21 protein-coding genes are annotated in these 25,302 nt (G+C 72.6%); 8 read left to right on the top strand and 13 right to left on the bottom strand.

Going from position 1 to position 25,302, the window contains the following annotated elements:
- Positions 1-45 precede the first annotated feature (45 nt).
- Positions 46-690 carry a bifunctional 4-hydroxy-2-oxoglutarate aldolase/2-dehydro-3-deoxy-phosphogluconate aldolase gene (gene eda, locus OHT01_RS27805; RefSeq protein WP_328555838.1) on the top strand — a complete coding sequence of 215 codons (645 nt, stop codon included), beginning with the start codon at positions 46-48 and terminating at the stop codon, positions 688-690.
- 108 nt (positions 691-798) lie between these two features.
- Here the strand turns inward: eda and OHT01_RS27800 are convergent, their stop codons facing one another.
- Genes OHT01_RS27800 through OHT01_RS27790 form a run of 3 tightly spaced genes read right to left on the bottom strand, consistent with a single transcriptional unit; the run spans position 799 to position 3,998 of the window.
- Positions 799-2,385 carry a bifunctional RNase H/acid phosphatase gene (locus tag OHT01_RS27800; RefSeq protein WP_328555837.1) on the bottom strand — a complete coding sequence of 529 codons (1,587 nt, stop codon included), beginning with the start codon at positions 2,383-2,385 and terminating at the stop codon, positions 799-801.
- A 12-nt stretch (positions 2,386-2,397) separates the two neighbouring features.
- Positions 2,398-3,141, bottom strand: coding sequence for a zinc ribbon domain-containing protein (locus OHT01_RS27795; protein ID WP_328558295.1), 744 nt, complete (start codon positions 3,139-3,141; stop codon positions 2,398-2,400).
- Positions 3,138-3,998 (bottom strand): Nif3-like dinuclear metal center hexameric protein, encoded by an 861-nt coding sequence (locus tag OHT01_RS27790; RefSeq protein WP_328555836.1) that lies wholly within the window; start codon positions 3,996-3,998, stop codon positions 3,138-3,140. The genes OHT01_RS27795 and OHT01_RS27790 overlap by 4 nt, the downstream gene beginning before the upstream one ends.
- A gap of 242 nt (positions 3,999-4,240) precedes the next feature.
- Here OHT01_RS27790 and OHT01_RS40190 point away from each other — a divergent pair, with 242 nt between their 5' ends.
- Both OHT01_RS40190 and OHT01_RS27780 read left to right on the top strand, forming a co-directional pair.
- Positions 4,241-6,946 carry a hypothetical protein gene (locus OHT01_RS40190; RefSeq protein WP_443043447.1) on the top strand — a complete coding sequence of 902 codons (2,706 nt, stop codon included), beginning with the start codon at positions 4,241-4,243 and terminating at the stop codon, positions 6,944-6,946.
- Positions 6,947-6,994: 48 nt separating this feature from the next.
- Positions 6,995-7,165 (top strand): hypothetical protein, encoded by a 171-nt coding sequence (locus OHT01_RS27780; RefSeq protein WP_328555835.1) that lies wholly within the window; start codon positions 6,995-6,997, stop codon positions 7,163-7,165.
- 277 nt (positions 7,166-7,442) lie between these two features.
- Here the strand turns inward: OHT01_RS27780 and OHT01_RS27775 are convergent, their stop codons facing one another.
- From OHT01_RS27775 to OHT01_RS27765, 3 genes are all read right to left on the bottom strand, one after another.
- Positions 7,443-8,399, bottom strand: a complete 957-nt coding sequence (locus tag OHT01_RS27775) for a 3-oxoacyl-ACP reductase (protein WP_328555834.1) — start codon at positions 8,397-8,399, stop codon at positions 7,443-7,445.
- 106 nt (positions 8,400-8,505) lie between these two features.
- Positions 8,506-9,582: a Zn-dependent alcohol dehydrogenase gene (locus OHT01_RS27770; protein WP_328555833.1), complete on the bottom strand. Its 1,077-nt coding sequence runs from the start codon at positions 9,580-9,582 to the stop codon at positions 8,506-8,508.
- 33 nt (positions 9,583-9,615) lie between these two features.
- Positions 9,616-10,473, bottom strand: coding sequence for a MaoC/PaaZ C-terminal domain-containing protein (locus OHT01_RS27765; protein ID WP_328555832.1), 858 nt, complete (start codon positions 10,471-10,473; stop codon positions 9,616-9,618).
- Positions 10,474-10,863: 390 nt separating this feature from the next.
- Here OHT01_RS27765 and OHT01_RS27760 point away from each other — a divergent pair, with 390 nt between their 5' ends.
- Genes OHT01_RS27760 through OHT01_RS27750 form a run of 3 tightly spaced genes read left to right on the top strand, consistent with a single transcriptional unit; the run spans position 10,864 to position 13,729 of the window.
- Positions 10,864-11,745 carry an ABC transporter ATP-binding protein gene (locus tag OHT01_RS27760; RefSeq protein WP_328558294.1) on the top strand — a complete coding sequence of 294 codons (882 nt, stop codon included), beginning with the start codon at positions 10,864-10,866 and terminating at the stop codon, positions 11,743-11,745.
- The gene (locus OHT01_RS27755) at positions 11,745-12,464 is read left to right on the top strand and encodes an ABC transporter permease (protein WP_328555831.1); all 720 of its coding nucleotides are present in this window, start codon (positions 11,745-11,747) and stop codon (positions 12,462-12,464) included. The genes OHT01_RS27760 and OHT01_RS27755 overlap by 1 nt, the downstream gene beginning before the upstream one ends.
- A 14-nt stretch (positions 12,465-12,478) precedes the next feature.
- The gene (locus tag OHT01_RS27750; RefSeq protein WP_328555830.1) at positions 12,479-13,729 is read left to right on the top strand and encodes a sensor histidine kinase; all 1,251 of its coding nucleotides are present in this window, start codon (positions 12,479-12,481) and stop codon (positions 13,727-13,729) included.
- 19 nt (positions 13,730-13,748) lie between these two features.
- On the opposite strand, the gene OHT01_RS27745 is transcribed toward OHT01_RS27750, so the two are convergent.
- The gene (locus tag OHT01_RS27745) at positions 13,749-14,780 is read right to left on the bottom strand and encodes a TetR/AcrR family transcriptional regulator (RefSeq protein ID WP_328555829.1); all 1,032 of its coding nucleotides are present in this window, start codon (positions 14,778-14,780) and stop codon (positions 13,749-13,751) included.
- A 149-nt stretch (positions 14,781-14,929) separates the two neighbouring features.
- Between OHT01_RS27745 and OHT01_RS27740 the strand changes: the two genes are divergently transcribed.
- On the top strand, positions 14,930-15,739 hold the full coding sequence (locus OHT01_RS27740; RefSeq protein WP_328555828.1) for an SDR family oxidoreductase: 810 nt from the start codon (positions 14,930-14,932) through the stop codon (positions 15,737-15,739).
- Positions 15,740-15,974: 235 nt separating this feature from the next.
- Here OHT01_RS27740 and OHT01_RS27735 read toward each other — a convergent pair whose 3' ends face one another.
- Entirely contained in the window at positions 15,975-17,468 is a 1,494-nt protein-coding gene (locus OHT01_RS27735) for an alpha-L-arabinofuranosidase B (protein WP_328558293.1), read from the bottom strand.
- A gap of 368 nt (positions 17,469-17,836) precedes the next feature.
- On the opposite strand from OHT01_RS27735, the gene OHT01_RS27730 reads away from it, so the two are divergent.
- On the top strand, positions 17,837-18,469 hold the full coding sequence (locus OHT01_RS27730; protein WP_328558292.1) for a response regulator transcription factor: 633 nt from the start codon (positions 17,837-17,839) through the stop codon (positions 18,467-18,469).
- Between the two features lie 190 nt (positions 18,470-18,659).
- On the opposite strand, the gene OHT01_RS27725 is transcribed toward OHT01_RS27730, so the two are convergent.
- The 5 genes from OHT01_RS27725 to OHT01_RS27705 form a co-directional block, all read right to left on the bottom strand.
- On the bottom strand, positions 18,660-19,475 hold the full coding sequence (locus OHT01_RS27725) for a hypothetical protein (protein WP_328555827.1): 816 nt from the start codon (positions 19,473-19,475) through the stop codon (positions 18,660-18,662).
- A 29-nt stretch (positions 19,476-19,504) separates the two neighbouring features.
- Positions 19,505-20,044: a SigE family RNA polymerase sigma factor gene (locus tag OHT01_RS27720; protein WP_328555826.1), complete on the bottom strand. Its 540-nt coding sequence runs from the start codon at positions 20,042-20,044 to the stop codon at positions 19,505-19,507.
- Positions 20,045-20,095: 51 nt separating this feature from the next.
- Positions 20,096-21,523 carry an MFS transporter gene (locus OHT01_RS27715; protein WP_328555825.1) on the bottom strand — a complete coding sequence of 476 codons (1,428 nt, stop codon included), beginning with the start codon at positions 21,521-21,523 and terminating at the stop codon, positions 20,096-20,098.
- 152 nt (positions 21,524-21,675) lie between these two features.
- Positions 21,676-22,869 (bottom strand): lipid-transfer protein, encoded by a 1,194-nt coding sequence (locus OHT01_RS27710; protein ID WP_328555824.1) that lies wholly within the window; start codon positions 22,867-22,869, stop codon positions 21,676-21,678.
- Positions 22,870-22,878: 9 nt separating this feature from the next.
- The gene (locus OHT01_RS27705) at positions 22,879-25,155 is read right to left on the bottom strand and encodes an acyl-CoA dehydrogenase (RefSeq protein ID WP_328555823.1); all 2,277 of its coding nucleotides are present in this window, start codon (positions 25,153-25,155) and stop codon (positions 22,879-22,881) included.
- Positions 25,156-25,302 lie beyond the last annotated feature (147 nt).

Here is a 25,302-nt window from a genome sequence, read left to right as displayed (position 1 = left end):
GCAATGACCTTTGCGCATGCTGCACCACGCGGGCAGGATGTGGGCATGACTTCGTCATCGCCCCCGTCTCCGCGCGCCTCCGTCCTGGATCTCGCGCCCGTCGTCCCCGTCGTCGTGGTCACGGACGCCGCCGACGCGGTGCCGCTGGCGCGGGCGCTGGTCGCCGGCGGGCTGCCCGCGATCGAGGTGACGCTGCGGACCCCGGCGGCGCTCGGCGCGATCCGGGCCATCGCCGCCGAGGTGCCGGACGCGGTGGTGGGCGCGGGCACGGTCCTGACGCCGGAACAGGTGACCGCGTCGGTGGCGGCGGGCGCCCGCTTCCTGGTCAGCCCCGGCTGGACGGACGTCCTGCTCGGCGCCATGAAGGCGTCCGGGGTGCCTTTCCTGCCGGGGGTGTCGACCACCTCGGAGGTGGTGGCGCTGCTGGAGCGGGGGGTGCGCGAGATGAAGTTCTTCCCCGCGCAGGCGGCGGGCGGCACGGCCTATCTGAAGTCACTGGCGGGGCCGCTCCCGCAGGCGCGGTTCTGTCCCACGGGAGGCATCGGCCCCGACTGCGCTCCGGACTATCTCGCCCTGCCCAACGTCGGCTGCGTGGGCGGCAGTTGGATGCTCCCGGCTGACGCGATCGCCGCCCGGGACTGGCGCCGCGTGGAGCACCTCGCACGGGAGGCGTCGGCTCTTCGCCGGTGAACGCGGCGGCCCAGGCGGGCCCCGAAGGTCCGGCCTCCCGCGAAGACCCCGGCGGATCGTGGCCGGACCGGCCGCGTACGCCGGACCGGCGACCTCGTCGGGCGCCGCTCAGCGCAGATGCGAGGTGTCGTTGAAGAGCCGGACGCTCGCGTTGCCGTCCGCGTAGTAGGCCACCGCCGACAGCGACGCCGCCGACAGTTCCATCCGGAACAGGGACTCCGGCGGGGCGCCGAGGGCCAGCCGTACGAGCGTCTTGATCGGGGTGACATGGGTGACGAGCAGGACCGTGCGGCCCGCGTAGGAGGCGATCAGCCTGTCGCGGGTGGCCGCCATGCGCCGCGCGGTCGCGGCGAAGCTCTCACCGCCGCCGGTCGGTTCGGCCTCCGGTGAGGCGAGCCAGGCGTTCAGGTCGTCGGGGTGGCGCTCGCGCACCTCGCCGAAGGTCAGCCCCTCCCAGGCGCCGAAGTCCGTCTCGCGCAGGCCGTCCTCGATGACGACGTCCAGGCCGAGCCGGGCGGCGACGGCTCCCGCGGTCTCCCGGGTGCGGGCCAGCGGGGAGGCCACGATCGCCTGAACGGTGCCACGCGCGGCCAGCGCCGCGGCCACCCGTTCCGCCTGCTCCCGGCCCACGGCGGAAAGCGACGGATCGCTGCCCCCGCTGCCCGAGAACCGCTTCTGCGGGGTCAGCGGGGTCTCGCCGTGCCGCAGGAGTACGAAGGTGGCCGGGGCGCCCATGTCCGGGGGTGCGCCCCAGCCCGCCGCGGGCGTGGGCGTCGGAGCGGCGGCCACGTTCCTCGCGGCCCGCTGATCGTCGCCCGCCTTCGCGGCAAATTCGGCGTCCCCCGGCCCTGCGGCCGCCTTGCCGGCTTCGCCGCCGGGGGACGGGGTGCCACCCGTCGCCGTCGTCCGGCTGCCGCCCGCCGTGGGCCGGTCGCGCAGTTCCCCGCGCCCCTCGCGGGGCACTGACCCCACCACCGGAATCGCGGCTTCGCCGCCGGGGAGCGGGGTGCCACCCGTCGCCGTCGCCCGGCTGCCGCCCGCCGTGGGCCGGTCGCGCAGTTCCCCGCGCCCCTCGCGGGGCGCGTGAGTGTCGCCCGGCGTCGGCTGGGCGCGCGGTTCCTCGCGGTCCTTGTGGGGGGCTTCGGTGCGGGTTTCCTTCAGGGCCGCTCGGGCCTTTGCAGCGCCCGCTGTCGCGTCGCCGGGCGGGCCGGTCGGCTCGGGGGCCGCGGAGCGGGTCGCGCGGGCGTCCAGCTCGGCGGTCGACGCCGACGGCGACCAGGCCTCGCCGCGCTTGCCGGCGTCCATCGCCTCGTTGGCCAGCCGGTCCGCGTGCTTGTTCCGCTCGCGCGGCATCCACTCGTACGTGACCTGGGCGGGCGGCAGAACCCGGGCCGCCCGCGCGGCCAGCGGCTTCATGTCCGGGTGCTTGATCTTCCAGCGCCCGGACATCTGCTCGACGACGAGCTTGGAGTCCATCCGGACCCGGACCCGGGCGGTCGCGTCCAGGTCGCGGGCCGCCTCAAGACCGGCGACCAGGCCCCGGTACTCCGCGACGTTGTTGGTGGCGACGCCGATGTACTCGGCGCGCTCCGCCAGCGTCTCCCCGGTGGCCGCGTCGATGACCACGGAGCCGTAGCCGGCGGGCCCCGGGTTGCCCCGGGAACCCCCGTCGGCCTCGACGATGAACTCCCGCACGCGCCCGACTCCCTACAGGCCGGACTCGGACGTGCGCACGAGGATGCGGTGGCAGTTCTCGCAGCGCAGCACGGTGTCGGGGGAGGCCGCCTTCACATCGTTGACCTCGGTGATGTTGAGCTCCAGGCGGCAGCCCTCGCAGCGGCGCTGGTAGAGCCGTGCGGCGCCGACGCCACCCTGCTGGAGGCGCAGCTTGTCGTAGAGCTTGAGGAGATCGGCGGGCACCGAGGCGGAGATGACCTCGCGCTCCTTGGTCAGCGTGGCCGCCTCGCCGTCGAACTCCTCGAAGGCGGCGTCACGGCGCCCGGTCGCGTCGTCGATCTTCGCCTGGACGGAGGCGTCGCGCTCGGTCAGCTCGGCGACCCGCTCCTGGGCGGACTCGCGGCGCTCCATGACCTCAAGGACGACGTCCTCCAGGTCGCCCTGGCGCTTGGCGAGGGAGACGATCTCGCGCTGGAGGTTCTCCAGGTCCTTGGGCGAGGTGACGGCACCCGAGTCGAGGCGCTGCTGGTCGCGGACGGCGCGCTGACGCACCTGGTCGACGTCCTGCTCGGCCTTGGTCTGCTCGCGGGCGCAGTCGCTCTCCTCGGTCTGCGCGGCGACGAGCAGGTCGCGCAGCTGGGTGAGGTCCTTGTTCAGCGACTCGATCTCGGCGTGCTCGGGCAGCGACCTCCGCTTGTGCGCGAGCTGCTGCAGGCGGGCGTCGAGGGTCTGGACGTCGAGAAGTCGGATCTGGTCGGCGGGCGCGGCGTTCAGTTGGGGGCTCCTGATGTGTCGGTGTGTGAGGCCGCGTGGGCGGTCCAGGGGTCGGTGACCGTCCGGGAGACGTGGACACGCAGTCCCCATCCCTTCCGGTCGGAGATCTCGTCGAGCTGGGCGGCGGCCAGCTCGCACCAGGGCCACTCGGTGGCCCAGTGCGCCGCGTCGAGCAGCGCGAGAGGACTGTGGGCGTGATCCGCCATGACCTCCGACACCGGGTGGTGCCGCAGGTCCGCGGTGAGGAAGGCGTCGACACCCGCGGCGCGCACCTCGTCGAAGAGGCTGTCCCCGGAGCCGCCGCTGACCGCGACGGTCCGCACCAGCGCCTCGGGGTCGCCCGCGACACGGATGCCCTGCGCGGTGGCGGGCAGCCGCTCGGCGACCCGCGCGGCCAGCTCGCGCACGGTCAGCGGGTGGTCCAGCTCACAGACGCGGCCGAGGCCACGGCGCCCCTCGGGGTCGGTGGCGTCCGGCACGAGGGGTCGTACGACCCGCAGGTCAAGCGCCCCGGCGAGGGCGTCGCTGACGCCCGGATCGGCGCGGTCGGCGTTGGTGTGGGCGACGTGCAGCGCGATGTCGTTCTTGATCAGCGTGTGCACGACACGGCCCTTGAAGGTGCCGGCCGCGACGGTCGTCGTACCGCGCAGATAGAGCGGATGGTGGGTGACGAGCAGGTCGGCGTCCAGCTTCACCGCCTCGTCGACGATGTCCTGGACCGGGTCGACGGCGAACAGAACGCGCGTGACCTCCTGGTCGGGGTCTCCGCAGACGGTGCCGACCGCGTCCCACCCCTCGGCCTGCTCCGGGGGCCAGAGGGCGTCGAGCGCGGCGATGACTTCAGACAGACGGGGCACGGGGAAAGGCTACCTGCCTTACGTCCCTGTCCGACCGGTCGCGGACCACGGGGCCTGCGCTCGGGCGGCGGGCGGACGCGGTCCCCGTCGCCCCGGCCCCGCCCTTCCACCATCGTTCAGCACATCCGCCGCGTTCCCTCAGGCGAATCCCGACTTGGCCACCCTTATGTGTGAAGCAGCAGCCCGTCGCCCCCGCGTCTGTGCGTGCGAAAACTACCTTCGTCGCCGGAGGTGACCGAACGATGACGGCCGGTGCGACAGAACCCGTGGTGCGCGGCGAGCGCGCGAGCGGTGACGAGTACGGCGACGACGCGAGTCGGTGGGCCGCCCGTCCCGGCTGCGTGGTCACGGCCGACGGCACCTACGGAGCGCGGCTCGCCCGCCACGGCGAGTCCTGGTACCCGGAGCGCTGGACGCTGGACGGCCCCGAGCCGTACGCCGTTCCACTGCCCGGCCCGCAGCCGGAGGAGCCCGGCACCGAGGTGCTGCCGCTGACCGACGGCAGGGTGCTGATCCACCGCGTGGACGACGGCCGGCACGCCTTCTCCCTCCTCTACCCGACCGGGCCCGGCACCGGCGAGCTCCCACTCGGCGCGGTGGAGTGCCCCGACGCGGGCACCGTGCTGCGACTGCTGCCTCCCGCGCCGGACGGGGAACGGGCGTACGCCCTCGCGGTGGGCCGGGGATCCACGGCCGTGTGGCTCGTGGCGGGCGGCCCGTTCGGCCCGGAGCACCTGGCCGAGGTGCCGGGCCACTGCTCGGGCGGGGTGTGGCTGGACGGCACGGGGCGCCTGCTCGCGCTGGACCGCTTCCAGAACGGCCGCACCAAGACCGTCGTCGTCGACCTGGAGCGCGGCGGAGAGGTGTCGCCGCTGCTCCAGATCGCCGAGCACAGCAACGACCGGCTCCTCCTCGCGGACGCGGACAGCGGCCTCCTGCTCATCCGTTCCGACGCGCCGTCCCCCGGCCGGGACCGGCTCGGCTGGGGCGTGCTCGGCAGCACCCTGCCCGTCCGCTTCCCGGACTGCCTGACCGCGACGGGGTGTTCGATCACCCCGTTCGCGATCCAGCCGGGCCAGGTGCTGACCCCGGAGACCTGCGCCGTGGGCCTGCGCCTCGACGGACCGGGCGGCACCTGGGTGGGCCTGTGGCGCCCGTCCGAGCGGCGGATCCACCATCGCCCGGCGCCCGAGGGCTGGCTGCCCGGCATCGGGCTGTGGACCACGGAGGGGGTGCTCCGGCTGCCGTACGCGACAGGGACCGTACGGTGCGGTGTCGCCCGCCTGGAGGCACCCGTGGGCGCGTGGGAGCCGGACACGGGGGATCCGGCTCCCACGGAACGCCCCGCGCGACGGCCGATGCCCCTCCAGCAGGCGCCCCTGAAGAGCCGGCCGGCCGATCCGCCCCACCCTGCCCCGAGAACGGGCCCGCCCCGGCCGCTCCAGGTCCGCCTGGCCCTGAGACCGGCCACGGCCCGCCCCCCGCGCGACGAAGCGGTCCACGCGGTGGACGCCATCGGGGCGTCGCCCGCCGCCGGTACGGGTCCCGTACCGGTCGGCCCGGACACCATGTCGACGGTGACGAGCCTCGTCGCCAGGACCTCACCCGCCGAAGCGCGGTGGACCGGTTCGCATCCCGGCGACGAGCCCGCCGGGGCGGCCCCGCCCGTCGTACGGCTCACCACGGAGAAGGCCGAACCCCTCCGGCCCCTGTCGCCGACCGCCCCCGAGGCCTGCGGACCGCCGCGGCCCCAGCCGAGCCGCTGGACCAGGGTCACCGGAACACCCACGCCCGAGCCGGGGCCCCGGACCGAGGTCGCCAGGACGCCGACGACCGAACCGGACCTGTGGACCAAGGTCGCCGAGACGCCTCCCCCCGGCATGAGTCTGAGGACAAGGGCCGACGGAACACTCCCCGGCAGCATGAGCATCGGCATCAGCCCCGAAACGCCCCAACCGCTCCCGCCCACGGGGGGACTCGATGCCGGGGCCGACCCGGGTCCGCAGGCCGTAGCCGGTGTCGGAGCCGAAGCCGATGCCGGTCCGCAGGCCGGAACCGGGGCCGATGCAGGTGTCGGAGCCTGGGCCGGTGTCGGAGCCGGAACCGATGCAGGTGTCGGAGCCTGGGCCGGTGTCGGAACCGGAACCGATGCAGGTGTCGGAGCCTGGGCCGGTGTCGGAACCGGAACCGGAACCGATGCAGGTATCGGCGGGAACGATCGCGTCGAGGCGTTCCCGCCCGTCGCCGGCCACGGCGCCCGCACCGCCGGACCGCTCCCGGCGGTCGCGGGTCCCGGCCGCAGCACCGCCGAACCGCTGCCACCGGTCGCAGGCCCAGGCCCTGGACCGGGCCCCGAAACGGCCGAACCGCCGACGCCCGAGCCGAACCCCTGGGCCAGGACCGCCGAAGCGCTCACCACCGAGCCCGGCCTCTGGACCAAGGTCGCCGAGACACCCCCGCCCGGCATGAGCCTCGGCTCCAGAGCCGTCGGGACCTTTCCGACCGGCCCGGCATTCGGGTCCGAGCACGGGAGCGGCAACGGCAGGGAGCGAGGGAACGGGAACGGAAGTGCTGACGCCCTGCACGCCCTCGGGGAGTTCAGGGGCCAAGTGGCGCTGAGGCCCGCGGTGAGCCCTCCGGGCTCGGCGACCGAACCGGCCTCGGCGCTCGCCGCCCACCCGCAGGCACCGGTACGGGCCCCGATGCTCTCCGCCATCCCTCAGCCGCCCGCGCAGCACCAGGAGAACGCGGGAGCCGGCGCCGTCACGCATCCCGCCCGTCGGCCTCTGCACGCCGGCCCGCTCCCGCCTGCCGGTCCGGTCTCCGGCAGCAAGACCGTCGTGCCCGCCGGGGGTACGGGTGCGACTGCTCACACGGACGGGGAGAAAAAGGACAACACGGGCGAAGAAACGTCACCCTCCGACGTCCGTGCGATGACCGCACGTTAGAATCCCCCGGCTGTAAAGAAGGATCTTGCATACGGGGTGAACACTTCAATGAACGACTTCAGCACGATGGAAGCACCGGCCACGGACGTCCACGAGACGTCGGCGGTCCGGTCCGAAGGCCACGGCAGACACCGCGGCCCGGTCTCCGGCCACGACGACGAGGCGACCCCTCAGGGCCGCCACCGCAAGCCGTCCGGCCAGCCGGCCACGACGGTCTGAGGGCATCAGGACAGGCCGGGCAGGACAGCGCCCGACCGGGAACGGCACGAACAACACGCACGGCACGCACCACACGCATCACGCGAACAGCAGGCACGGCACGCACGACAGCCTGAGGACGGACGGCCCGCACGTACGACGGCCCGACCGGCCCCACGGCACGCCGAACCGGCATACGGCCCCGCTCGCACCATGGCGAGCGGGGCCGTATCCGTGTCGTCCGGGTACCACCCGCCGCGGCTCGCGGCGCCTTCCCCCTCCGCCGACGTCCGGCCGCTCAGCGGGGAGAGCCCTCCCGGTCCCGCTTGAGTCCCAGTACCTCCACCGCCGCGAACGTCTCGCCGCCCGGCCGGTCCGCGTAGTACGGGGTCAGCAGCGCGTCGAGTTCGTCGTGGCTGAACGTGTCCTGCTTGCTGTCGAACTTCGCGGCAACCCGCGGCCGTTCGACGACCGCGACCATGCCGCCGTGCACGACGAGGAGCTGACCGTTGACCTGAGCGGCGGCGGGCGAGGCCAAGTAGCCGACGAGCGGGGCGACATGTTCGGGTGCCAACGGGTCGAGGCCGTCGTCGGGCAGTCCGAATCCGGCGAAGACGTCCTCCGTCATACGGGTCCGGGCGCGCGGGCAGATGACGTTCGCCGTGACGCCGTACTTGGCGAGGGCCAGCGCAGTCGAGGTGGTCAGGCCCACGATCCCGCCTTTCGCCGCGGCGTAGTTGGGCTGTCCGGCGGAGCCGGCGAGGAACGCCTCCGAGGAGGTGTTCACGATCCGCCCGTAGACGGGCCCGTCGGCCGCCTTGGAGCGGGACCGCCAGTGGACGGAGGCGAAGTGGGTGGTGTTGAAGTGGCCTTTGAGGTGCACCCTGATGACCGAGTCCCACTCGTCCTCGGTCATCGAGAAGACCATCCGGTCGCGCAGGATGCCCGCGTTGTTGACGAGGATGTCCAGCTTCCCGAACGCGGCGACCGCCGACTCGACCAGTTCGCGGGCCTGTTCGTGGTCGGCGACGTCCCCGGTGTGGGCGACGGCCCGGCCGCCCGCCGTACGGATCTCGGCGGCGACCTCCTCGGCCGGGGTGGCCGAGGCCTCTCCCGAGCCGTCCCGTCCGGGCTGCCCGTAGTCGTTGACGACGACGGCCGCTCCCAGCCGGCCGAGTTCCAGCGCCTCGGCCCGGCCGAGCCCGCGACCCGCGCCGGTGACGATCGCGGTGAGCCCTTCAAGTGGCAGTGACATCAAGGTCCTTAACGGTTGTCGTGGGGGTGGTCCTCCGCGGCCCGGGGCGCCCTCGGCGTCGTGGAGGGTCCCGGCGCCGTGGAGGTCCTCCGCGGTCGTGGCCGGGTCAGATCTCGATGCACGTCCGCAGCGCGGTGCCCGAACGCATCTGGTCGAGCGCCTCGTTGATCTCGGCCAGCGGTACCCGGTGGGTGATCAGGCCTTCGAGGTCGATGCGGCCCGCGCGCCACAGAGCGATCGTGCGCTCGTAGGAACGGAGGACGTCCCCGCCGCCGTACATGGAGGGCAGGATGCGCTTCTCGTCGAAGAACAGCTCGAACATGTTGAGCTGGAGGTGGTCGTCCATGGCGCCGGCTCCGACGACGACCAGGGTTCCGCCGCGGCGGGTGTGGTCGTAGGCGGTGCGTGCGGTGGCGGACCTGCCGACGACCTCGAAGACGTAGTCGAAGCCCTCGCCCGCGGTCACCGACTGCTTGGCGTCGGCGAGTTCGTCGGGCGCGACGGCCCGGGTGGCGCCGAAGCGGAGCGCGGCCTCGCGGCGTGAGGCGACCGGGTCGACGGCGACGATCTCGGCGGCCCCCTTGAGCCGGGCGCCCTGGATCGCGGAGATGCCGACGCCTCCGCAGCCGATCACGGCGACCGATGAACCGGCCTCCACGTCGGCGGTGTTGAGGGCCGCGCCGAGTCCCGTGGTGACACCGCAGCCGATCAGGGCGGCGATGTCGAAGGGCACGTCGTCCGGGATGGGGACCGCGCAGCCCGCGGCGACGACCACCTCCTCGGCGAAGGTACCGGTGCCGGCGAAGCCGAACACGTCACCGCCGGGGCGCTTGAAGTTGGGGGTGCCCGCATTCATGAAACCTGCCAGGCACAGTTCCGTCTGGCCGCGCTTGCAGGCGGGACAGAGGCCGCAGGCCGGCAGCCAGCAGACGACGACCCGGTCGCCGGGCTTCACATGGGTGACGCCGTCGCCGACCTCGGTGACCTCGCCGGCGCCCTCGTGTCCGGGGACGAACGGCGCGGGCTGCGGCAGGACGCCGTTCATCGCGGACAGGTCCGAATGGCACAGCCCCGTGGCCCGTACCCGGATGCGCACCTTGCCGGGTCCGAAGCCCACCGCCTCGATGTCGTCGAGGACTTCGAGTTTGTCCTGGCCTATCTCGTGCTGTATGGCTGCGCGCATGGTGCGGCTCCCCTCAGGACGGTTCGTAAGGTGTCAGACGTGATCGACGACGGTGTCGGCGAGGACCGGCGCGTCGTCCCGTTCGACCGCGCTCACCGCGACCCGGACCTCACCGTCGCGCCGCCACATACGGACGCGCAGGGTCTCGCCGGGGAAGACGACTCCGGCGAAGCGGGTGGTGTACGAGCGGACGCGGGTCACGTCGCCGCCGAGCAGGGTGTCGACGACGGCCTTGAGCGTCATGCCGTACGTGCACAGGCCGTGCAGGATCGGCCGGTCGAATCCGGCGAGCTTGGCGAACTCGGGGTCGGCGTGCAGCGGGTTCCAGTCCCCGGAGAGCCGGTAGAGCAGGGCCTGGTCCTCGCGGATCGGGCGTTCGACGGTTCGGTCCGGCGGGCCCGTCGGCGCTTCCAGGCGGGTGCCGGGACCTCGGTCGCCGCCCCAGCCACCCTCGCCCCGTACGAAGATCTGGGCATCGTTCGTCCACAACGGGCCCTCGGCGTCGGCCACTTCGGTGCGCATCACGAGGATGGCGGCCTTGCCCTTGTCGTACACCGCCGCGATGCGCCCGGTGGCCGTCGCCGTGCCCTCGGCGGGGATCGGCCGGTGCAGCAGGACGGTCTGGCCGCCGTGCAGGACGCGGGCGAGGTCCACGTCGACGCCGGGCATGGACAGACCGCTGATCACGCCCGGCGAGCCGGCGCCCGCGACGGTGGCGAAGCTCGGCAGGACGTGCAGCCTGGATTCGAGGGTGTAGCGCAGCTCGTCGGGGTCGGTCGCGGGGACGCCCGCGCCCAGGCCCAGGTGGTAGAGCTGGACGTCCTTGGAGGTCCAGGAGATCTCTCCGGTCCGCGGTTCCGCTGCGACGGCCTTGGCGGCGTCAATGGGCATGTGGCTCCTGACTCGACTGCGCGAAAGACCTCGGTGCGGCCGTCCGCACCGTCGGCCGCACCGAGGTCGACACTGGGCCGTGGAACCCGCTCGTTCTAGAACGCGTTCCAGTCCGGCGACCCCTTGTATAGCCCAGCGCCCATTACTTGTGAAGACTACTGACGCCATGTCAGATCGAGTCGCCACGACGCCTCTTCGCGGGACCGTGCCGCGGCGGTCGGCCGTGACATTTGTCCCGGCCGATCGCCGACATGTGCATCTGCCGGAGCACCCGCCCGGACCCCTAGCGTCGTTTCCATGACACGGACGACGGGGACGACCGCGGCGACGACCACGGTGACGACGGCGGGAACGCCCGCGGGGACGGGGGCCACGGGGACACCACCGGCGGTGTCCTTCAGGGGGGCGGTCAGGACCTTCGGCGACGTACGCGCCGTGGCGGGTCTCGATCTCGACGTGGCGCCCGGCGAGACGGTGGCGCTGCTCGGCCGCAACGGCGCGGGCAAGTCGACGGCGATCTCGCTGCTGCTCGGTCTGGACGAGCCGGACGAGGGCGAGGTCGCGCTCTTCGGAGGGCGTCCGGAGGAGTCGGTGCGCGCCGGACGGGTCGGCGCGATGCTGCAGGACACCCGGCCGGTGCCGCGGGTCACCGTCCAGGAGCTCGTCTCCTTCGTGGCGGGGCGCTATCCCGCGCCGCTGCCGGTGGCCGAGGCACTGCGGCTCGCCGGCATCCCGGAACTGGCCGGACGGCGCGTCGACCGGCTGTCCGGCGGGCAGGCGCAGCGGGTCCGGTTCGCGGTGGCGCTCGCCGGGAACCCCGCGCTGATCGTGCTCGACGAGCCGACCGCCGCGCTCGACGTGGAGGCACGGCACGCCTTCTGGGAGTCGATGCGGGCCTACGCCCTGCGCGGCCACACCGTGCTCTTCTCCACGCACTATCTGGAGGAGGCCGACGCGCACGCCGACCGGATCGTCGTCATCGACCGGGGGCGGATCGTCGCGAACGGGACCGGCGAGGAGCTCAAGCGGGCGGCGGGCGGCAGTCTGGTCTCCTTCGACCTCGCGGGGCACGGGCCGGAGGGCCTGGCGCTGCTGCCCGGCGTGGTGGCGGTGGAGGTGCGCGGGGAGCGCGCCCGGCTGCGTACGGAGGACTCGGACGCGACGGTGGTCGCGCTGGCCGAACGGGGCGCGATTCGCGGCCTTGAGGTCGTCCCGGCGTCCCTGGACGACGCGTTCATGGCCCTCACCTCAGACGCTCGGGAGAAGATGTGATGTTCGACTATCTGCGGCTCGAAGTACGCCGGACGCTGCGCGACACCGGCTTCGTGATCGGTGGCGTCGCGATGCCGGTGATGATGTATCTGCTGTTCACCAACCTCGGCGGTGGCGACGACGACGGGTGGCGGACGGCGTCGATGGTCGGCATGGCCGCGTACGGCGCGGTCGGCTCGGCGCTGAACACCGGTGGCGGGGTCGCCGAGGACAAGGTGACCGGCTGGCTGCGGCAGCTTCGGGTGACGCCGATGACACCGCGCGAGGTGGTGCTCGGGCGGGCGCTGACCGGTTCGGTGACCGTGCTGCCCGCGATCGTCGCGGTACTGGCGGCCGGCGGCCTGGTCGACGGCGTACGGCTGGACGTCTGGCAGTGGGCCGCGACGGCCGTGCTGCTGTGGCTGGGCTCGATCCCCTTCACTCTGCTGGGCCTCGGCAACGGCTACCGGATGACCGCGCAGACCACGGGCGTGGCGAACATGGTGTGCAATCTGGGGCTCGCGGTGGTCGGCGGCCTGTGGTTCCCGCTCGCCCTGTTCCCGGGCTGGCTGCGCTCGATATCGGCGTACACGCCCACGAACCGCTTCGCCCAGCTCGGCGTGTCGGTCACCGAGGGCCGGGCGCCGGGCCTCGGGGCGGTGGCGGTACTGACCGCCTGGCTGCTGGTGTTCGGTTCGTACGCTGTGCTCTCGTACCGTCGATCCGCACGAACCGTCTGAACGGGGAACGGGACATGCCCTTGATGAAGAGCATCGGCTGCCAGGTCCGCGTGTGGCGGGCCGAGCGGATCCGCTGGAAGGCCGACGTGGAGCGGTTCAAGGCCGGGCAGCGGGCCGCGCGCAGGAACGGCGGCGAGATGCCGGAGAACCCGGGACCGCCGCCGACGGGCTTCGCGCTGCTGCCGTGGCTGCTGCTGGGGATGGGTTCCTTCTCCAACCTCCTCCAGGGCAGGACGCCGCAGCCCTGGATCGGCGGCCTCGGCCTGTTCGTCTTCAACTCCCTGTACATCTACGTGACGTTCCGCGCGTTCGTGAGGACGAAGCGGGAGGCACGGTCGACCCGGGTGGCACTCGTCCTGATGGGCGTGATCACCTGTGCGCTGGCCCTCGGGTACGGCGGAAGCTGGCTGTACTTCTTCCCGCTGCTCGGGCTGGCCACCGGGGCGGTGACGCGCGGCCCCTGGCTCGGGCAGATCGGCCTCGGTCTGACGGCGCTCGCCGCGGCTGTCTCCGCGGTCCGGGCGGGCTGGGACGCGTTGAACATCGCCTACGGCACCTTCCTGTCCACGATGGTGACGGCCGCGATCCTCTCCCTCTCCGAGGCGGTACGTGAACTGCGCGAGGCCCGCGAGGAGTTGGCGCGCCGGGCGGTCGAGAAGGAACGCATGCGCTTCTCCCGCGACCTGCACGACCTGCTCGGGCACACGCTCTCGGTCATCGTGGTGAAGTCGGAGGCGGCCCGCAGGCTGGCCCCGCGCGACATGGACGCGGCGCTCGTCCAGGTCACGGACATCGAGTCGGTCGGCAGACAGGCCCTGACGGAGATCCGCGAGGCGGTCACCGGGTATCGCGAGGGCAGCCTCGCCACGGAGCTGGACCGCGCCCGCTCGGCGCTGTCCGCGGCGCGGGTGGAACCGGTCGTACGGCAGTCCGGGCCACCGCTCGTCCCGCAGACGGAGGCGCTGCTCGGCTGGGTGCTCCGCGAGGCGGTCACCAACGTCGTGCGCCACAGTGACGCGACCCGCTGTGAGATCACCGTCGACGGCACCCCTGACCTCGTCCGTCTGACCGTCTCCGACAACGGCACCGAAGCCACGCCCGCCGATCCCGAACCGGGCGTCGGCGGCACCGGCCTGAAGGGCCTCACCGAACGCCTCGCCACGGCCGGCGGCTCCCTGAGCGCGGGGCGGACCCCACGCGGCGGCTTCGAGGTGCGGGCCGAACTCCCGGTGGAGGCAGCCGACTTGACGGAGGCAGGGATCTGATCGGCGCCTCCTGCGGAGGCTACGGGCCGTCGTCCCCGAGCAGGGAGTCGGTGAGGCGTTCGGCGGCCGCCCGGTCGAGGGGGGCGTGGCCGAGCAGGAAGCGATACCAGAACAGGCCGTAGACCTGGTCGACCATCAGGTCGAGGTCTCGGTCGGCGGGGAGCTCCCCCCGGGCACGGCCGCGGTCGAGTACGCCGCGCAGGAGGTCGCGCCGGGTTCCCGTGTACGTGCGCAGCAGTTCGGCGAGGTGGGGGTCGGCGGCCGCCTCGTGGACGAGGGTGCGCAGGGCCGGGGCCCAGGGGGCACGCTGGGAGGCGTCGAAGGTGGCGGCGACGACCGTGCGCAGGTCCTCGCGGAGTGAACCGGTGTCGGGCGGCGGCACGTCCTGGCCGGCGCGGTCGGTGAGCGCGTCCAGGAGTACGGCCCCCTTCGAGGGCCACCAGCGGTAGAGGGTCTGCTTGCCCACGCCCGCCGCGCGGGCGACGGCCTCCACGGTGATGGGTGCGCCCTCCGAGTCCACGAGCAGGCGCAGGGCCGCGTCGAGGATCGCCCGCCGGACAGCCTCGTTCCGCCGCCGCCCGGTATGCGGACGCACCACGGCCCCGGCGTCGCCGGCGGTCTCGTCCGCCACGTCGCGCGCGGCCTCGTCCGCCACGGAGTCACCCGGTCCGGAGCCGCCGGACACGGCACCGCCCGCGACAGGGGCGCGCGCCGCTCCCCCGGCCGCGCGGACGCCGCCCGACGCGGCAGCCTCGGAGGCGGGGCGCCCGGAAGCGGGACCCCCGGCAACGCCCCCGGTCAGACCCTCGCCACCACGCCCCACGCCGGATACGGCGCGCCCCGGTACGGGATGCCCGGAACCGGGCGACCCGGCAACGCCCCAGGTCAGGCTCTCGTCACCGCCCCGGACACCGGATACGGCGGACCTCGATACAGGGTGCGCGGAGGCGGGGCCGCCCGGGAGCGCGCCGGCGGACGCCTCCTCGTCACGGGTGCCGTCGCCGCCCGGGGCACGGTCCGGCCGCCTCGCCGGTGCGTCGTTCGCTTCCATGGCCCGATCCTCTCCCATTCCGCCCCGTCGACCCTGCCGACACTTGACGAGACCAGCAGTCTCGGTAACACTTTAACGAGACCACCAGTCTCGTCAAGTGGCTCGACAGAGCCTCAGAGCCTCGACGCTCCAGAAGGGGAAGCCACGTCATGAGCACCACCCCGAGCACCACGAGCACCACGAACAGCACCGGCACAGACATCAGCACGAGCACCAGCACCTCCCCGGCCCTCCCGCTCGCCGGGCAGCGCGCCGTCGTGATGGGCGGCAGCTCCGGAATCGGCGAGGCCGCCGCGGCCCTCTTCGCCTCGGACGGAGCCGAGGTGGTCATCACCGGCCGCGACAGGGAGAAGCTGGAGACCGCGGCCGAGCGGATCGGCGGCAAGACGACCACGTACGGTCTCGACGGCACGGACCCGGCCCAGATCGACGCGTTCTTCGCGCAGTCGGGCCCGGTGGACCACCTGATCCTCACGCTCAGCGGGGCCGCGGGTTCCGGCCTGTTCGCCGAACTGGACCTCGCCGAGCTGGAGACCGGATTCGCCGCGAAGTTCTGGCCCTACGTCCGTATCCTGCGGGCCGCCCTGCCGCACCTGCGCGCGGACGGCTCCGTGACGCTGGTGACCGCCGCCTCCGCGCGCGCCGCGTTCCCCGGGTCGGCGGGGCTCGCCGCGATCAACGGGGCCCTGGAGGCGATGGTCCCGCCGCTCGCCGTCGAACTGGCCCCGCTGCGGATCAACGCCGTCTCCCCGGGGGTCGTGGACACACCGTGGTGGGACGCCGTACCCGCCGCGCAGCGCGAGACCCTGTTCCAGGGGCTCACCGAGACCACCCCGGTGGGCCGGGTGGGCCGGCCCGGCGACATAGCCCGCGCCCTGCACCTACTGGCCACCAACGGGTTCATGACCGGCGTCGTCCTCGACTGCACCGGCGGAGCCAACCTGCCGACGGGCCGCTGAGCCCGCCCTCGCCGGGCGGCACCGCCCGGCGAGGGCGGCGAAGCGCCGCGCGACGACGGACGGCGACGGACGGCGACGGCAGGCGACGGGCGCGCCCCGCGGGGCAAGCCCACCACCACGCCCGCCTCCACGCCCGTCGTCGTGCGACGTCTTTGTGCGACGTCTTCGCGCGACGTCTTCGCAGTCAGCGCCGAGCTCCCGTCGGAACGGGTGGACTCGGCGCCCTCACCGACCGCTACGGAGCCCAGGGAGCCGTGACCGCCCAGCTCACGTCGTCCGTCCACGAGGTGGCACTGTCGAAGGCGTTCGAGCCGCCGTCACTCGCTATGTAGACGTTGTAGTTGTAGTGCCGGATGAATCTCGTCGGGTAGTTGTACGACGCGAACGAGGTCCCCGTTCCGCTCTTCCCCGTCCCCGCGCAGAACGTGGCGTCCTGTCTGAACTGCGCGGTGCCGACCATGGGTTGCCTGAGGAGCTGGTAGTTGTAGTGCCGCAGGAAGTCGCCGGGGTAGTTGCGTGACTCGAAGGAGTAGCAGGAACTGTCGGCGAGACCCTTGCGGACGATCCAGGTGGCGTCGCTCTTGTCGAGTGCCGAACTGCTCGACGTGATCGCCGAGACGACCGCCGCGTTGGCCTGGTGGCGGATGTAGTCGGTCGTGCAGCACGAGGTGGTCGCGCGCAGCGAGATCTCCGAACCGGCCGTCAGCGAGCCGCTGCTGCCGGTCGCGGCGCCGTAGCCGACGGAGACGATGTTCGACTGCACCGAGGCGTCGGCCGCGTCCGTCGGGATGCCGGAGGTCATGACGCCCTCGAAGAAGGACCCGATGGAACCGTTGCTGTTGTCTCCGCCGGTGCCCAGGACGATCGCGCCCTCCTGATGCATGGGCGAGTAGCCACTGGTGGTGGGTTCACCCCCGGAATAGGTGGTCGTGAGACTGCCCGATTGGGCATTGCCGTATTTCAGCGCGAAATGGTCCTGACCGTTGTTTTTCAGCAAAGCGGTCACGAAGGGCATCGCCCCGGTTCCGGTGTTCGATGTGTTCTTGCTGTATCCGGAGTCCGACTGGAACAGCCCGTTCTCCAGGTCGGCCTGCACCCACGGGCCCTGGCCGTAACAGGGCGAGAACCAGCACTCGGTGCCGAAGTTGATCGCGTCCATGTGACCGTTGCCGGTGTCCTTGTTGTTGGTCTCGGCGTTGCCGTAGTCGAAGCAGCAACTGCCGTTCACATGGGTGCCGGAGGTCACCATGTACATCCCCTCGGCCGCCCCGTTGACGGCCACGCCCGAGGTGGAGTTGTCCCGGTATCCCATGCCCGCCGAGATCTCCAGGCCGTAGACCTGGTGACCGCCGGCCGTCACCGGCAGGGCGTCCGCGGGCGCTCCGACATCGGCGGCTCCCGCCCCGCCGGCCCCCTCGACCGTGAGGTCGTTGTGGCGCGACGACTGGTCGTAGATCTTGGTGATGATGCAGGTCGTCCCCGAACAGAAGGAGTCCTGCGCGGCCGCGTTCGCGTATCCGCCGGCGGCCAGGAGGCCGATGTCGGCGGTGGCGCTGTCGGAGGCGCGCTTCACCTGGTAGAGCGATCCGCTGTACGACGTGTAGAGCGCTCTGACGAGACTGTGCGCGGCGACGCAGGGGGTGCCCGCGGTGGCGTAGATGTCGCAGGGGAGCGACCCCGCGGCGGCGGCCTGCGGCGCGCCGAAGGCGAGCGCGACGACGGCCGCCATCACCGACAGCACGGCCAGGGCCGCGCTTCTGAGACGCCGCAACGGCACTAAGGATGACAACACGGTGCACCTCTTCCGTTCCTGGTAGGGCAGTGCGGGTGCCTGGTCGAGATACCGGACAACGTTCGATCGAAATACCGAACCAATTCACGGTCGAAATGCCGAACGTTTGCGAAAATCGACCCAGCTCAGGAATTGCAAAGGGGATCCCTGAATTCCGAGGCGATTATTTGCCCGCAGCAGGGGACCGTCAAGACTCGCGGACTCGAACGAGGACGATTTTTTTATCGGCCCCCGACGCGGCCACCGACACGCACACCGCGAGGGACCGGGGGCCTGTCCCGCCCTACTCTTGGCCCGTGAACGAGATGCCCCAGGACCACCGGCCCGCCAAGTCCATCCGTGTCCTGCTCGCCGAGGACCAGGGAATGATGCGTGGGGCACTCGCTCTGCTGCTCGGGATGGAACCGGACATCGAGGTGGTCGCGCAGGTGTCCGCCGGGGACGAGATCGTGGACACCGCGCTGATCAGCCGGCCCGATGTGGCGTTGCTGGACATCGAGTTGCCGGGGAAGAGCGGGCTGGACGCCGCCGCCGAACTGCGTGAGCAGGCGCCCGACTGCCGGGTACTGATCCTCACCACCTTCGGACGCCCCGGATATCTGCGGCGGGCCATGGAGGCGGGTGCCGCCGGGTTCCTGGTCAAGGACGGGCCGGTGGAGGAACTGGCCGAGGCGATCCGGCGGGTGCTGACCGGGGAGACCGTCATCGATCCGGCGCTCGCCGCCGCCGCGCTGAGCGCCGGGCCCAATCCGCTCACCGCCCGCGAGTGCGACGTGCTGAAGGCCTCCGCGGACGGCGCCACCGTCGCCGACATCGCCGGCAAGCTGCACCTCTCCGAGTCGACCGTCCGCAACTACCTCTCCTCCGCCATCGGCAAGACAGCCACCCGCAACCGCATGGAGGCGATGCGGGAGGCCCGCCAGCAGGGGTGGCTGTAGCCGGCCGACGCCCGTCGGCCGGACCGAACGGTCGACCGCCGGCTCTCCCCGGCCGGTAGGTAAGGGCCTCGGCTGCCAGGGGGGGGTCGGACAGCCCGCGCCCCGAGGCCCGGGCAGCCCCCCGGCTACCGGGGGGCGGGCAAGCCCAACTCCCGGGGCCCGATGTCGAATCCGGACCCCGGGAGACCCGTCATTCCTTCGTCACCTTCGCCACCGCCGACTTGTAGTGCTTGCCGTCCGGGGCCACGCACACGAACCAGTTCGACTGGGAGCCGTCCACCGGCCGGATCAGATTCTCGAAGTGCGCGCCGAGGCCGGTCCCCGGGGCGGCTTTCGTGGCCTTGATCGTCGTGCCGTCGTCCCAGGTGCAGGTGACCTCCCGGGCGGTCGGAGCGACCTGGCCGATCACGAGCCGCTGAGACGCCGAGGCCTGACCGGGCCCTCCGGACCAAAACGGCATCGAAGCGGACTCGAGGTCGTTGCCCGAGAACCTGTCGCCCTTCTCCACCGCTCCGTCCAGCACCGTATTCCACGCGCCGTCACCCACGATCAGGCGGACGAAGACCCACCCCTTGCCGACAAGGCCCGAGGAGACGCGGATCCCCGTCGGGGAGACTCCGTACGCGCTCATCCGGGTCCGCTGAAGGCGCGCCTCCGCCGCGTTCAACGGCGCCCCCCACACCAGGACCTGTGCCCCCCACTCCTTGCCGAGTTCGGTCCCCCGCGCCACGGTGGTCACCTGCGGCCTGAACACATGCCGCTGCTCCGGCGAAGCCGACTGTGTCGCGGCCGGGGCGACCCGGCCGCCGCCGTCGTGCGTACCCCCCGCCAGCGCCAGCGTCCCCGTGGAACCGGCGACGACGAGCGCCGCCGCTGCCGCGATCGCCCAGCGGCGTGCCTTGCGGCGGCGTCCGCCGCGCAGCACCGCCTGGTAGGGGGCTATACCGATCTCGACCTCGTCCGCCGCCTCGGCCAGCAGGAAGGCGATGTCCGTGTCCGTCGCCATGCCGTTATTCGTCTCCCGGTTCGCGTTCATCACTTCCGTCCTCCGTGCGTCACCGTGTCCGACAGGCCCGGTATGACGCGGAGTTTCGCGATCCCCTTGGCCGCGTTGCTCTTCACGGCGCCCACCGAGCAGCCCATCGCCTCTGCCGTCTGGCTCTCACTCAGGTCCTCCCAGTAGCGAAGGACCACCGCCTGGCGCTGGCGCGCGGGCAGTTGGGCGAGTGCGGTGAGCAGCGCGCCGCGGTCGTCGGCGCGGGCGATCGGGTCACCGCTGTCGGGGACCTCGTGCGTCAGTCCCGAGTCGTCCTTCGGAGCGAGGAACTCCTTGAGCTTTCTGCGGTGCTTGCGAGCGTGCGCGTTGATCATCACGCGCCGTACGTACGCCTCCGGTTCGTCGGCCGCGCCGACCCTGCGCCAGGCCACGTACACCTGCTCCAACGTCGTCTGGACCAGGTCCTCCGCCCCGTGCTGCTCCCCCGTCAGGAGAAACGCCGTACGCATCAGCCGCGGCCAGCGGCCGACGACGAAACTCTGGAACTCCTCGTCCCGAGCCTGTTTTCGATCCCCCATGAGCACCTCCTAGATGTTTGAAGGAGTCCACGAGCACCGGATTTCGTTGCCTCACCGCCGCGGGATCGTCCGCGGCAGCCATACGAGCATCAGTGCCGCCCCGGCCAGCAGCAGCACCCCGCTGACCCGGAACGCCAGCGCGTACCCGGCGGTGAGGGCCTCCCCGGAGGTGCTTTCCCCTGTACGGGTCGCCGCGATCGTGAACATGACCGCGAGTCCCAGCGAACCACCCATCACCCGGGAGGTGTTGACCAGGCCCGACACCAGCCCCGCGTCCTCCGGCGCCGCGCCGGAAGTCGCCAGAGCGGCCAGCGGTGTCGCGGCCAGGCCGGCGCCCGCCATCATCAGGATGCCCGGCAGCATGATCGCCGTGAGGTACGGGCCGTCCGCCGTCATGGTCGACTGCCAGCCGAAGCCTGCCGCGGCCAGGAGCGTGCCGAGAACCGCCACGTTGCGCGCCCCGACGACCGGCATGAGGCGCGGCGCCGACTTCGAGCCGACGACCACCGCGAGCGAACTCGGCACCAGGGCGAGGCCCGCGCCGAGCGGCGAGTAGCCGAGCACGTTCTGCGCGTACAGCGTCATGAAGAACCACATGCAGAACATCGCGGAGCCGGAGACGAACATGGCCGCGTTCGCCGAGGACACCGACCGCAGCCGCAGCAGTTTCAGCGGCATCAGCGGTGCCGCAGTCCGCGCCTCGACGACCAGGAAGACCCCGAGGAGAGCCGCTCCCGCGCAGAGCGGCACCAGCGTCGCCGCCGCCGTCCACCCCTCGGCCTCCGTCCGCACGATCCCGTACGCCAGGGTCGCGAGGCCCGACGTCACGAGGAGCGCGCCCGGCAGGTCGAGCCGTCGCCCGTCCCCGGCCCGGCTCTCCACCAGCCAGTGCGCCGCGGCGGCCAGCACCACCACGCCGACGGGCACGTTGATGAGGAGCACCCATCGCCAGGACAGCCCGTCGACCAGCAGTCCGCCGACGAGTCCGCCCGCGGCGCCGCCACCGGCGCCGACGGCGGTCCAGGTCGCGATGGCCCGCGCACGGGCGGCGCCCTCGGGGACGGCCGACGTCAGGATCGTCAGCGTGGAGGGCGCGAGCACCGCGGCCCCCAGACCCTGCGCGGCCCGCGCGAGCAGCAGTTGGGTGCCTTCCTGGGCGAGGCCGCCGGCTGCCGAGGCGAGTGTGAAGAGCGCGAGGCCCACCAGGAACATCCGCTTGCGCCCGTACAGGTCACCGGCCCGCCCGCCGAGCAGCATGAATCCGGCGAAGGCCATCGAGTAGGCGTTCACCACCCACTGCAGCCCGGGGGCGCTCAGCCCCAGGTCGGTCCGCATGGACGGCAGGGCCACGTTGACTACGGACACGTCCAGGACGACCAGGAACTGTCCGGCGCACGCGAGCGCGATCACCACCCAGGTCGGTGGCGCGATACGGGCGGGTGTCCGGGTGTCTTCAGCGGCTCGGAGCATGGGTGTCATGTTCTCAACCGGCTTACGGTCCTTGCATCAGGATTTCGACGCAGCCGGGCGTGCGCCGCGGGACCTAGGACCGCACGCGGGTCGGGCGGCGACCGGAGCCCGGCCCGGCATCACATCGGCCGGGGCGCGGTGCTCGGGCGCCCCCGTGCCGTTCAGGCCCCCGCGCGCAGCAGCGTGACCACCGCCGCGCCGCCCAGTCCGATGTTGTGGGCGAGCCCGACCCGTGCCCCCGGAACCTGCCGGGCTTCGGCCTGCCCTCTCAACTGCCACACCAGTTCAGCCACTTGGGCGATCCCGGTCGCGCCCAGCGGATGTCCCTTGGAGATCAGGCCGCCCGAGGGGTTCACCACCCAGCGTCCGCCGTACGTCGTCGCCCCCGACTCGACGAGTTTGCCCGACTCCCCCTCCCCGCACATGCCGAGCGCCTCGTAGGTCAGCAGTTCGTTGATCGAGAAGCAGTCGTGGAGTTCCACGACGTCCACGTCCTCGATGCCGAGCCCGGAGCGTTCGTACACCTGGCGGGCGGCCTCCCGGGACATCGGCTGCCCGACGACGTCGACGCAGGAGCCGGAGGCGAAGGACTCCTCGGTGTCGGTGGTCATCGACTGGGCGACGATCTCGACGGCCCGGTCCTCCAACGCGTGCCGCTCGGCGAACCGTTCGGACACGACGACGGCCGCGGCCGCTCCGTCCGAGGTGGGCGAGCACTGGAGTCTGGTCAGCGGCCGGTGCACGGTCTTGGCGGCGAGGATCTCGTCGACGGAGTACACGTCCTGGAACTGGGCGTACGGGTTGTGCGCCGAGTGGCGGTGGTTCTTGGCGCCGACGGCGGCGAGCTGAGCCGGTGTCGTGCCGTAGCGCTCCATGTGCTCGCGGGCCGCGTCGCCGAAGATCTGCGCGGTGGGCGGGGACATCTCGAAGCCGTGCCGGGCGGCCATGATCCCGTAGTGGCGGGCGACCGGTGAGGCCGAGAAGTCCCCGCTGTCCGCGCCCGATCCGAGCGCTCCCCGCTTCATCTTCTCGAAGCCGAGCGCGAGCACGCAGTCGGAGATCCCGCCCGCCACGAACTGCCGGGCCAGCATCAACGCACTCGCCCCGGTGGCGCAGTTGTTGTTCACGTTGTAGACGGGGACGCCGGTCAGGCCGAGTTCGTAGACGGCGCGCTGACCGGCGGTGGAGGCCTGGAAGCAGTAGCCGACGGGCACCTGCTCCACGTCCGTGTACGAGATCCCCGCGTCGGCGAGGGCGCCGGAGCCGGCCTCCCGGACCATGTCCCAGTACTGCCACTCCCGGGTCTCGGGCTTCTCGAACTTCGTCATACCGACACCGACGACGTACGTCTTCATGGCGCGCTCCTAGTCTCGCGGCAGGCCGAGGATGCGCTCGGCGACGACGTTGAGCTGGACCTGGGTGGTGCCGCCCGCGATGGTCAGGCAGCGGGAGAGCAGGAATCCGTGCACGGCCCGTTCGCCCGGTCCTTCGCACAAGGCGCCGTCGGGGCCGAGGAGTTCGAGTCCGAGTTCGGCGACCTTCTGCTGGTGCGCGGTCTGCACCAGTTTCCGGACCGAGGCGCCGGCGCCCGGTTCCACGCCGGAGACCTGGCGCAGGGTGGTGCGCAGCGTGATGCAGGCCAGGGCGTGCGCCTCGGCGAGCAGGGCTCCCAGCCGGGCGTCGTCGGTGGCGGCCGGGATCAGCGCCTCCAGGCCGGTGTCGAAGGTCAACTGGTCCGCCATGTGGACGCGTTCGTTGCCGAGGGTGTTGCGGGCGACCCGCCAGCCGTCGTCGACCTCGCCGACGACCGCGTCCGCCGGCAGCAGCGCGTCGTCGAACCAGACCTCGTTGAAGAGGGAGTCCCCGGTGATCTCCTTCAGGGGACGGATGTCGATGCCGTCCGTGTTCTTCATGTCGACGAGGAAGTAGGTGAGCCCCTTGTGCTTGGGCGCCTCCGGGTTCGTCCGGGCGAGGAGGATTCCGTGGTCGGCCCACTGTGCCGCGCTCGTCCACACCTTCTGCCCGCTGATCCGCCACCGCCCGTCGGCCGTGCGCTCGGCGCGGGTCCGCAGCGAGGCGAGGTCGGACCCGGCGCCCGGCTCCGAGAAGAGCTGGCACCACAGCAGGTCGCCGCGCAGGGTGGGCAGCAGATAGCGCTCCTGCTGGGGGCCGGTCCCGTACGCGATGAGGGACGGTACGACCCAGGTGGCGATGCCCAGGTCACTGATCCGCACCCCTGCCGCCGCCAACTCCTGCTGCACGGCGAGTTGTTGGACGGGTCCCGCACCGAGTCCGTAGGGCGGGGGCAGATGCGGGGCGGCGTACCCGGTGGGGGCCAGCGACCGGCGGGCGGCGGCCGGACCGAGTCCGCGCGCCCGGTCGATCACCTGCCGGACCTCGGTCCGGTACCCGTCCGCCGCGGGCGGCAGCTCCAGCCGCAGTTCCCGCCGTACCCCGTCCCGCGCGAGCCGGGCGGCCCGTCGCAGGTGCCCGCTCCCGGCCCCGAGCAACTGCCGTGCGACCAGGGCCCGTCGGAGATAGAGATGGGCGTCGTGCTCCCAGGTGAACCCGATGCCGCCGAGGATCTGGACGCAGTCCTTGGCGCAGGAGCAGGCGGCGTCGAGGGCGGTACCGGCCGCGAGGGAGGCCACCAACTCCCGTACGCCGGAAGGTTCCTGTTCGGCGCGGGCCGCGTCCCAGGTGAGCGCGCGCGCCTGTTCCAGCCGTACCAGCATGTCGGCGCACAGGTGCTTCACGCCCTGGAAGTGCCCGATGGGCCGGCCGAACTGCTCGCGGACCTTCGCGTGCCCGGCGGCGGTGTCCAGCGCCCAGGACGCGGTGCCGCAGGCGTCCGCGGCGAGGACGACGGCGGCGAGATCGCGGACCTGCGACGGGTCCACCGCGAGGACGCGGTCCGCGGTGACCCGCACCTCGTCCGCCCGGACCTCCGCGGTCGCCCGCGTCGGATCGGCGCTCTCGTGCGGCCGGACGACGAGGTCGGCGGCGTCCACGGCCAGCCAGAGGGTGGCGTCGGTCACAGCCCCTCGGCCCGCCTGCGTGGCGGGGCCGGACGCCACCGCCCCGCCCGGCTCCGTGCCCCCGCCGTGCCCGTCGCACCGGACCGCCGCCAGCACCAGCACGTCCGCGTCCGCGCCGGACAGCACGGGCGGCGCCGTCCCGTCGAGCACGTATCCGCCGTCCACCGTTCGGGCGGTCAGGGAGCCGGCGCCGAACGCGACGGCGCCGATGCGCTCCCCGCACCCCAGGGCCCGTACGAGATCGGCGATCCCTCCGGCATCGGCGGCGCCAGCCGTCCCCCCGGCCCGAGCGGGGTCCGCGTCGGCCGCCCGCAGCACCGCCGACGCCAGGACGCTCGCGAGGAACGGTCCCGGCAGCGCGGCCCGCGCGGCCTCCTCCACGACGACGGCGAGGTCGACGAGGTCGCCGCCTCCCCCGCCGTACGCCTCGGGAAGATGGACGGCGAGGAGCCCCTGGGCGGCGAGCGCGTCCCAGAACGGCGGTCTGCCGCTGCCCGGGGCGTCGAGGAGTTTGCGGACCTCCTCGGGCGGCACCGCGCGAGCGATCCAGCCGCGTACGGCCTCGGCCAGCTCCCGCTGCTCCGGCGTGATCGCGATGCCCATGCGTGCCTCCCCAAAGGCCCAAGGTGCGTGGATCCGCGCCAGACTAGAACACGTTTCATTCTGACGGTAGGTCAGATACCCATGGATCGGTCAAGAATTCGTTAGTACGCCGAAGCATCGGAATAGTTGCCCCGGCGCACCGGGTTC

It is taken from the genome of Streptomyces sp. NBC_00358 (assembly GCF_036099295.1).
Classification (GTDB): domain Bacteria; phylum Actinomycetota; class Actinomycetes; order Streptomycetales; family Streptomycetaceae; genus Streptomyces.
This window is presented reverse-complemented; position numbering and strand designations above follow the sequence as displayed.

What these genes read in the sequence shown, in the direction of transcription:
- eda (WP_328555838.1), top strand. Translation starts at nt 46, where the DNA reads ATGACTTCGTCATCGCCCCCGTCTCCGCGCGCCTCCGTCCTGGATCTC.
- OHT01_RS40190 (WP_443043447.1), top strand. Translation starts at nt 4,241, where the DNA reads ATGACGGCCGGTGCGACAGAACCCGTGGTGCGCGGCGAGCGCGCGAGC.
- OHT01_RS27780 (WP_328555835.1), top strand. Translation starts at nt 6,995, where the DNA reads ATGAACGACTTCAGCACGATGGAAGCACCGGCCACGGACGTCCACGAG.
- OHT01_RS27775 (WP_328555834.1), bottom strand. Translation starts at nt 8,399, where the DNA reads ATGTCACTGCCACTTGAAGGGCTCACCGCGATCGTCACCGGCGCGGGT.
- OHT01_RS27770 (WP_328555833.1), bottom strand. Translation starts at nt 9,582, where the DNA reads ATGCGCGCAGCCATACAGCACGAGATAGGCCAGGACAAACTCGAAGTC.
- OHT01_RS27765 (WP_328555832.1), bottom strand. Translation starts at nt 10,473, where the DNA reads ATGCCCATTGACGCCGCCAAGGCCGTCGCAGCGGAACCGCGGACCGGA.
- OHT01_RS27755 (WP_328555831.1), top strand. Translation starts at nt 11,745, where the DNA reads ATGTTCGACTATCTGCGGCTCGAAGTACGCCGGACGCTGCGCGACACC.
- OHT01_RS27750 (WP_328555830.1), top strand. Translation starts at nt 12,479, where the DNA reads ATGCCCTTGATGAAGAGCATCGGCTGCCAGGTCCGCGTGTGGCGGGCC.
- OHT01_RS27745 (WP_328555829.1), bottom strand. Translation starts at nt 14,780, where the DNA reads ATGGAAGCGAACGACGCACCGGCGAGGCGGCCGGACCGTGCCCCGGGC.
- OHT01_RS27740 (WP_328555828.1), top strand. Translation starts at nt 14,930, where the DNA reads ATGAGCACCACCCCGAGCACCACGAGCACCACGAACAGCACCGGCACA.
- OHT01_RS27735 (WP_328558293.1), bottom strand. Translation starts at nt 17,468, where the DNA reads ATGGCGGCCGTCGTCGCGCTCGCCTTCGGCGCGCCGCAGGCCGCCGCC.
- OHT01_RS27730 (WP_328558292.1), top strand. Translation starts at nt 17,837, where the DNA reads ATGCCCCAGGACCACCGGCCCGCCAAGTCCATCCGTGTCCTGCTCGCC.
- OHT01_RS27725 (WP_328555827.1), bottom strand. Translation starts at nt 19,475, where the DNA reads ATGGCGACGGACACGGACATCGCCTTCCTGCTGGCCGAGGCGGCGGAC.
- OHT01_RS27720 (WP_328555826.1), bottom strand. Translation starts at nt 20,044, where the DNA reads ATGGGGGATCGAAAACAGGCTCGGGACGAGGAGTTCCAGAGTTTCGTC.
- OHT01_RS27715 (WP_328555825.1), bottom strand. Translation starts at nt 21,523, where the DNA reads ATGACACCCATGCTCCGAGCCGCTGAAGACACCCGGACACCCGCCCGT.
- OHT01_RS27710 (WP_328555824.1), bottom strand. Translation starts at nt 22,869, where the DNA reads ATGAAGACGTACGTCGTCGGTGTCGGTATGACGAAGTTCGAGAAGCCC.
- OHT01_RS27705 (WP_328555823.1), bottom strand. Translation starts at nt 25,155, where the DNA reads ATGGGCATCGCGATCACGCCGGAGCAGCGGGAGCTGGCCGAGGCCGTA.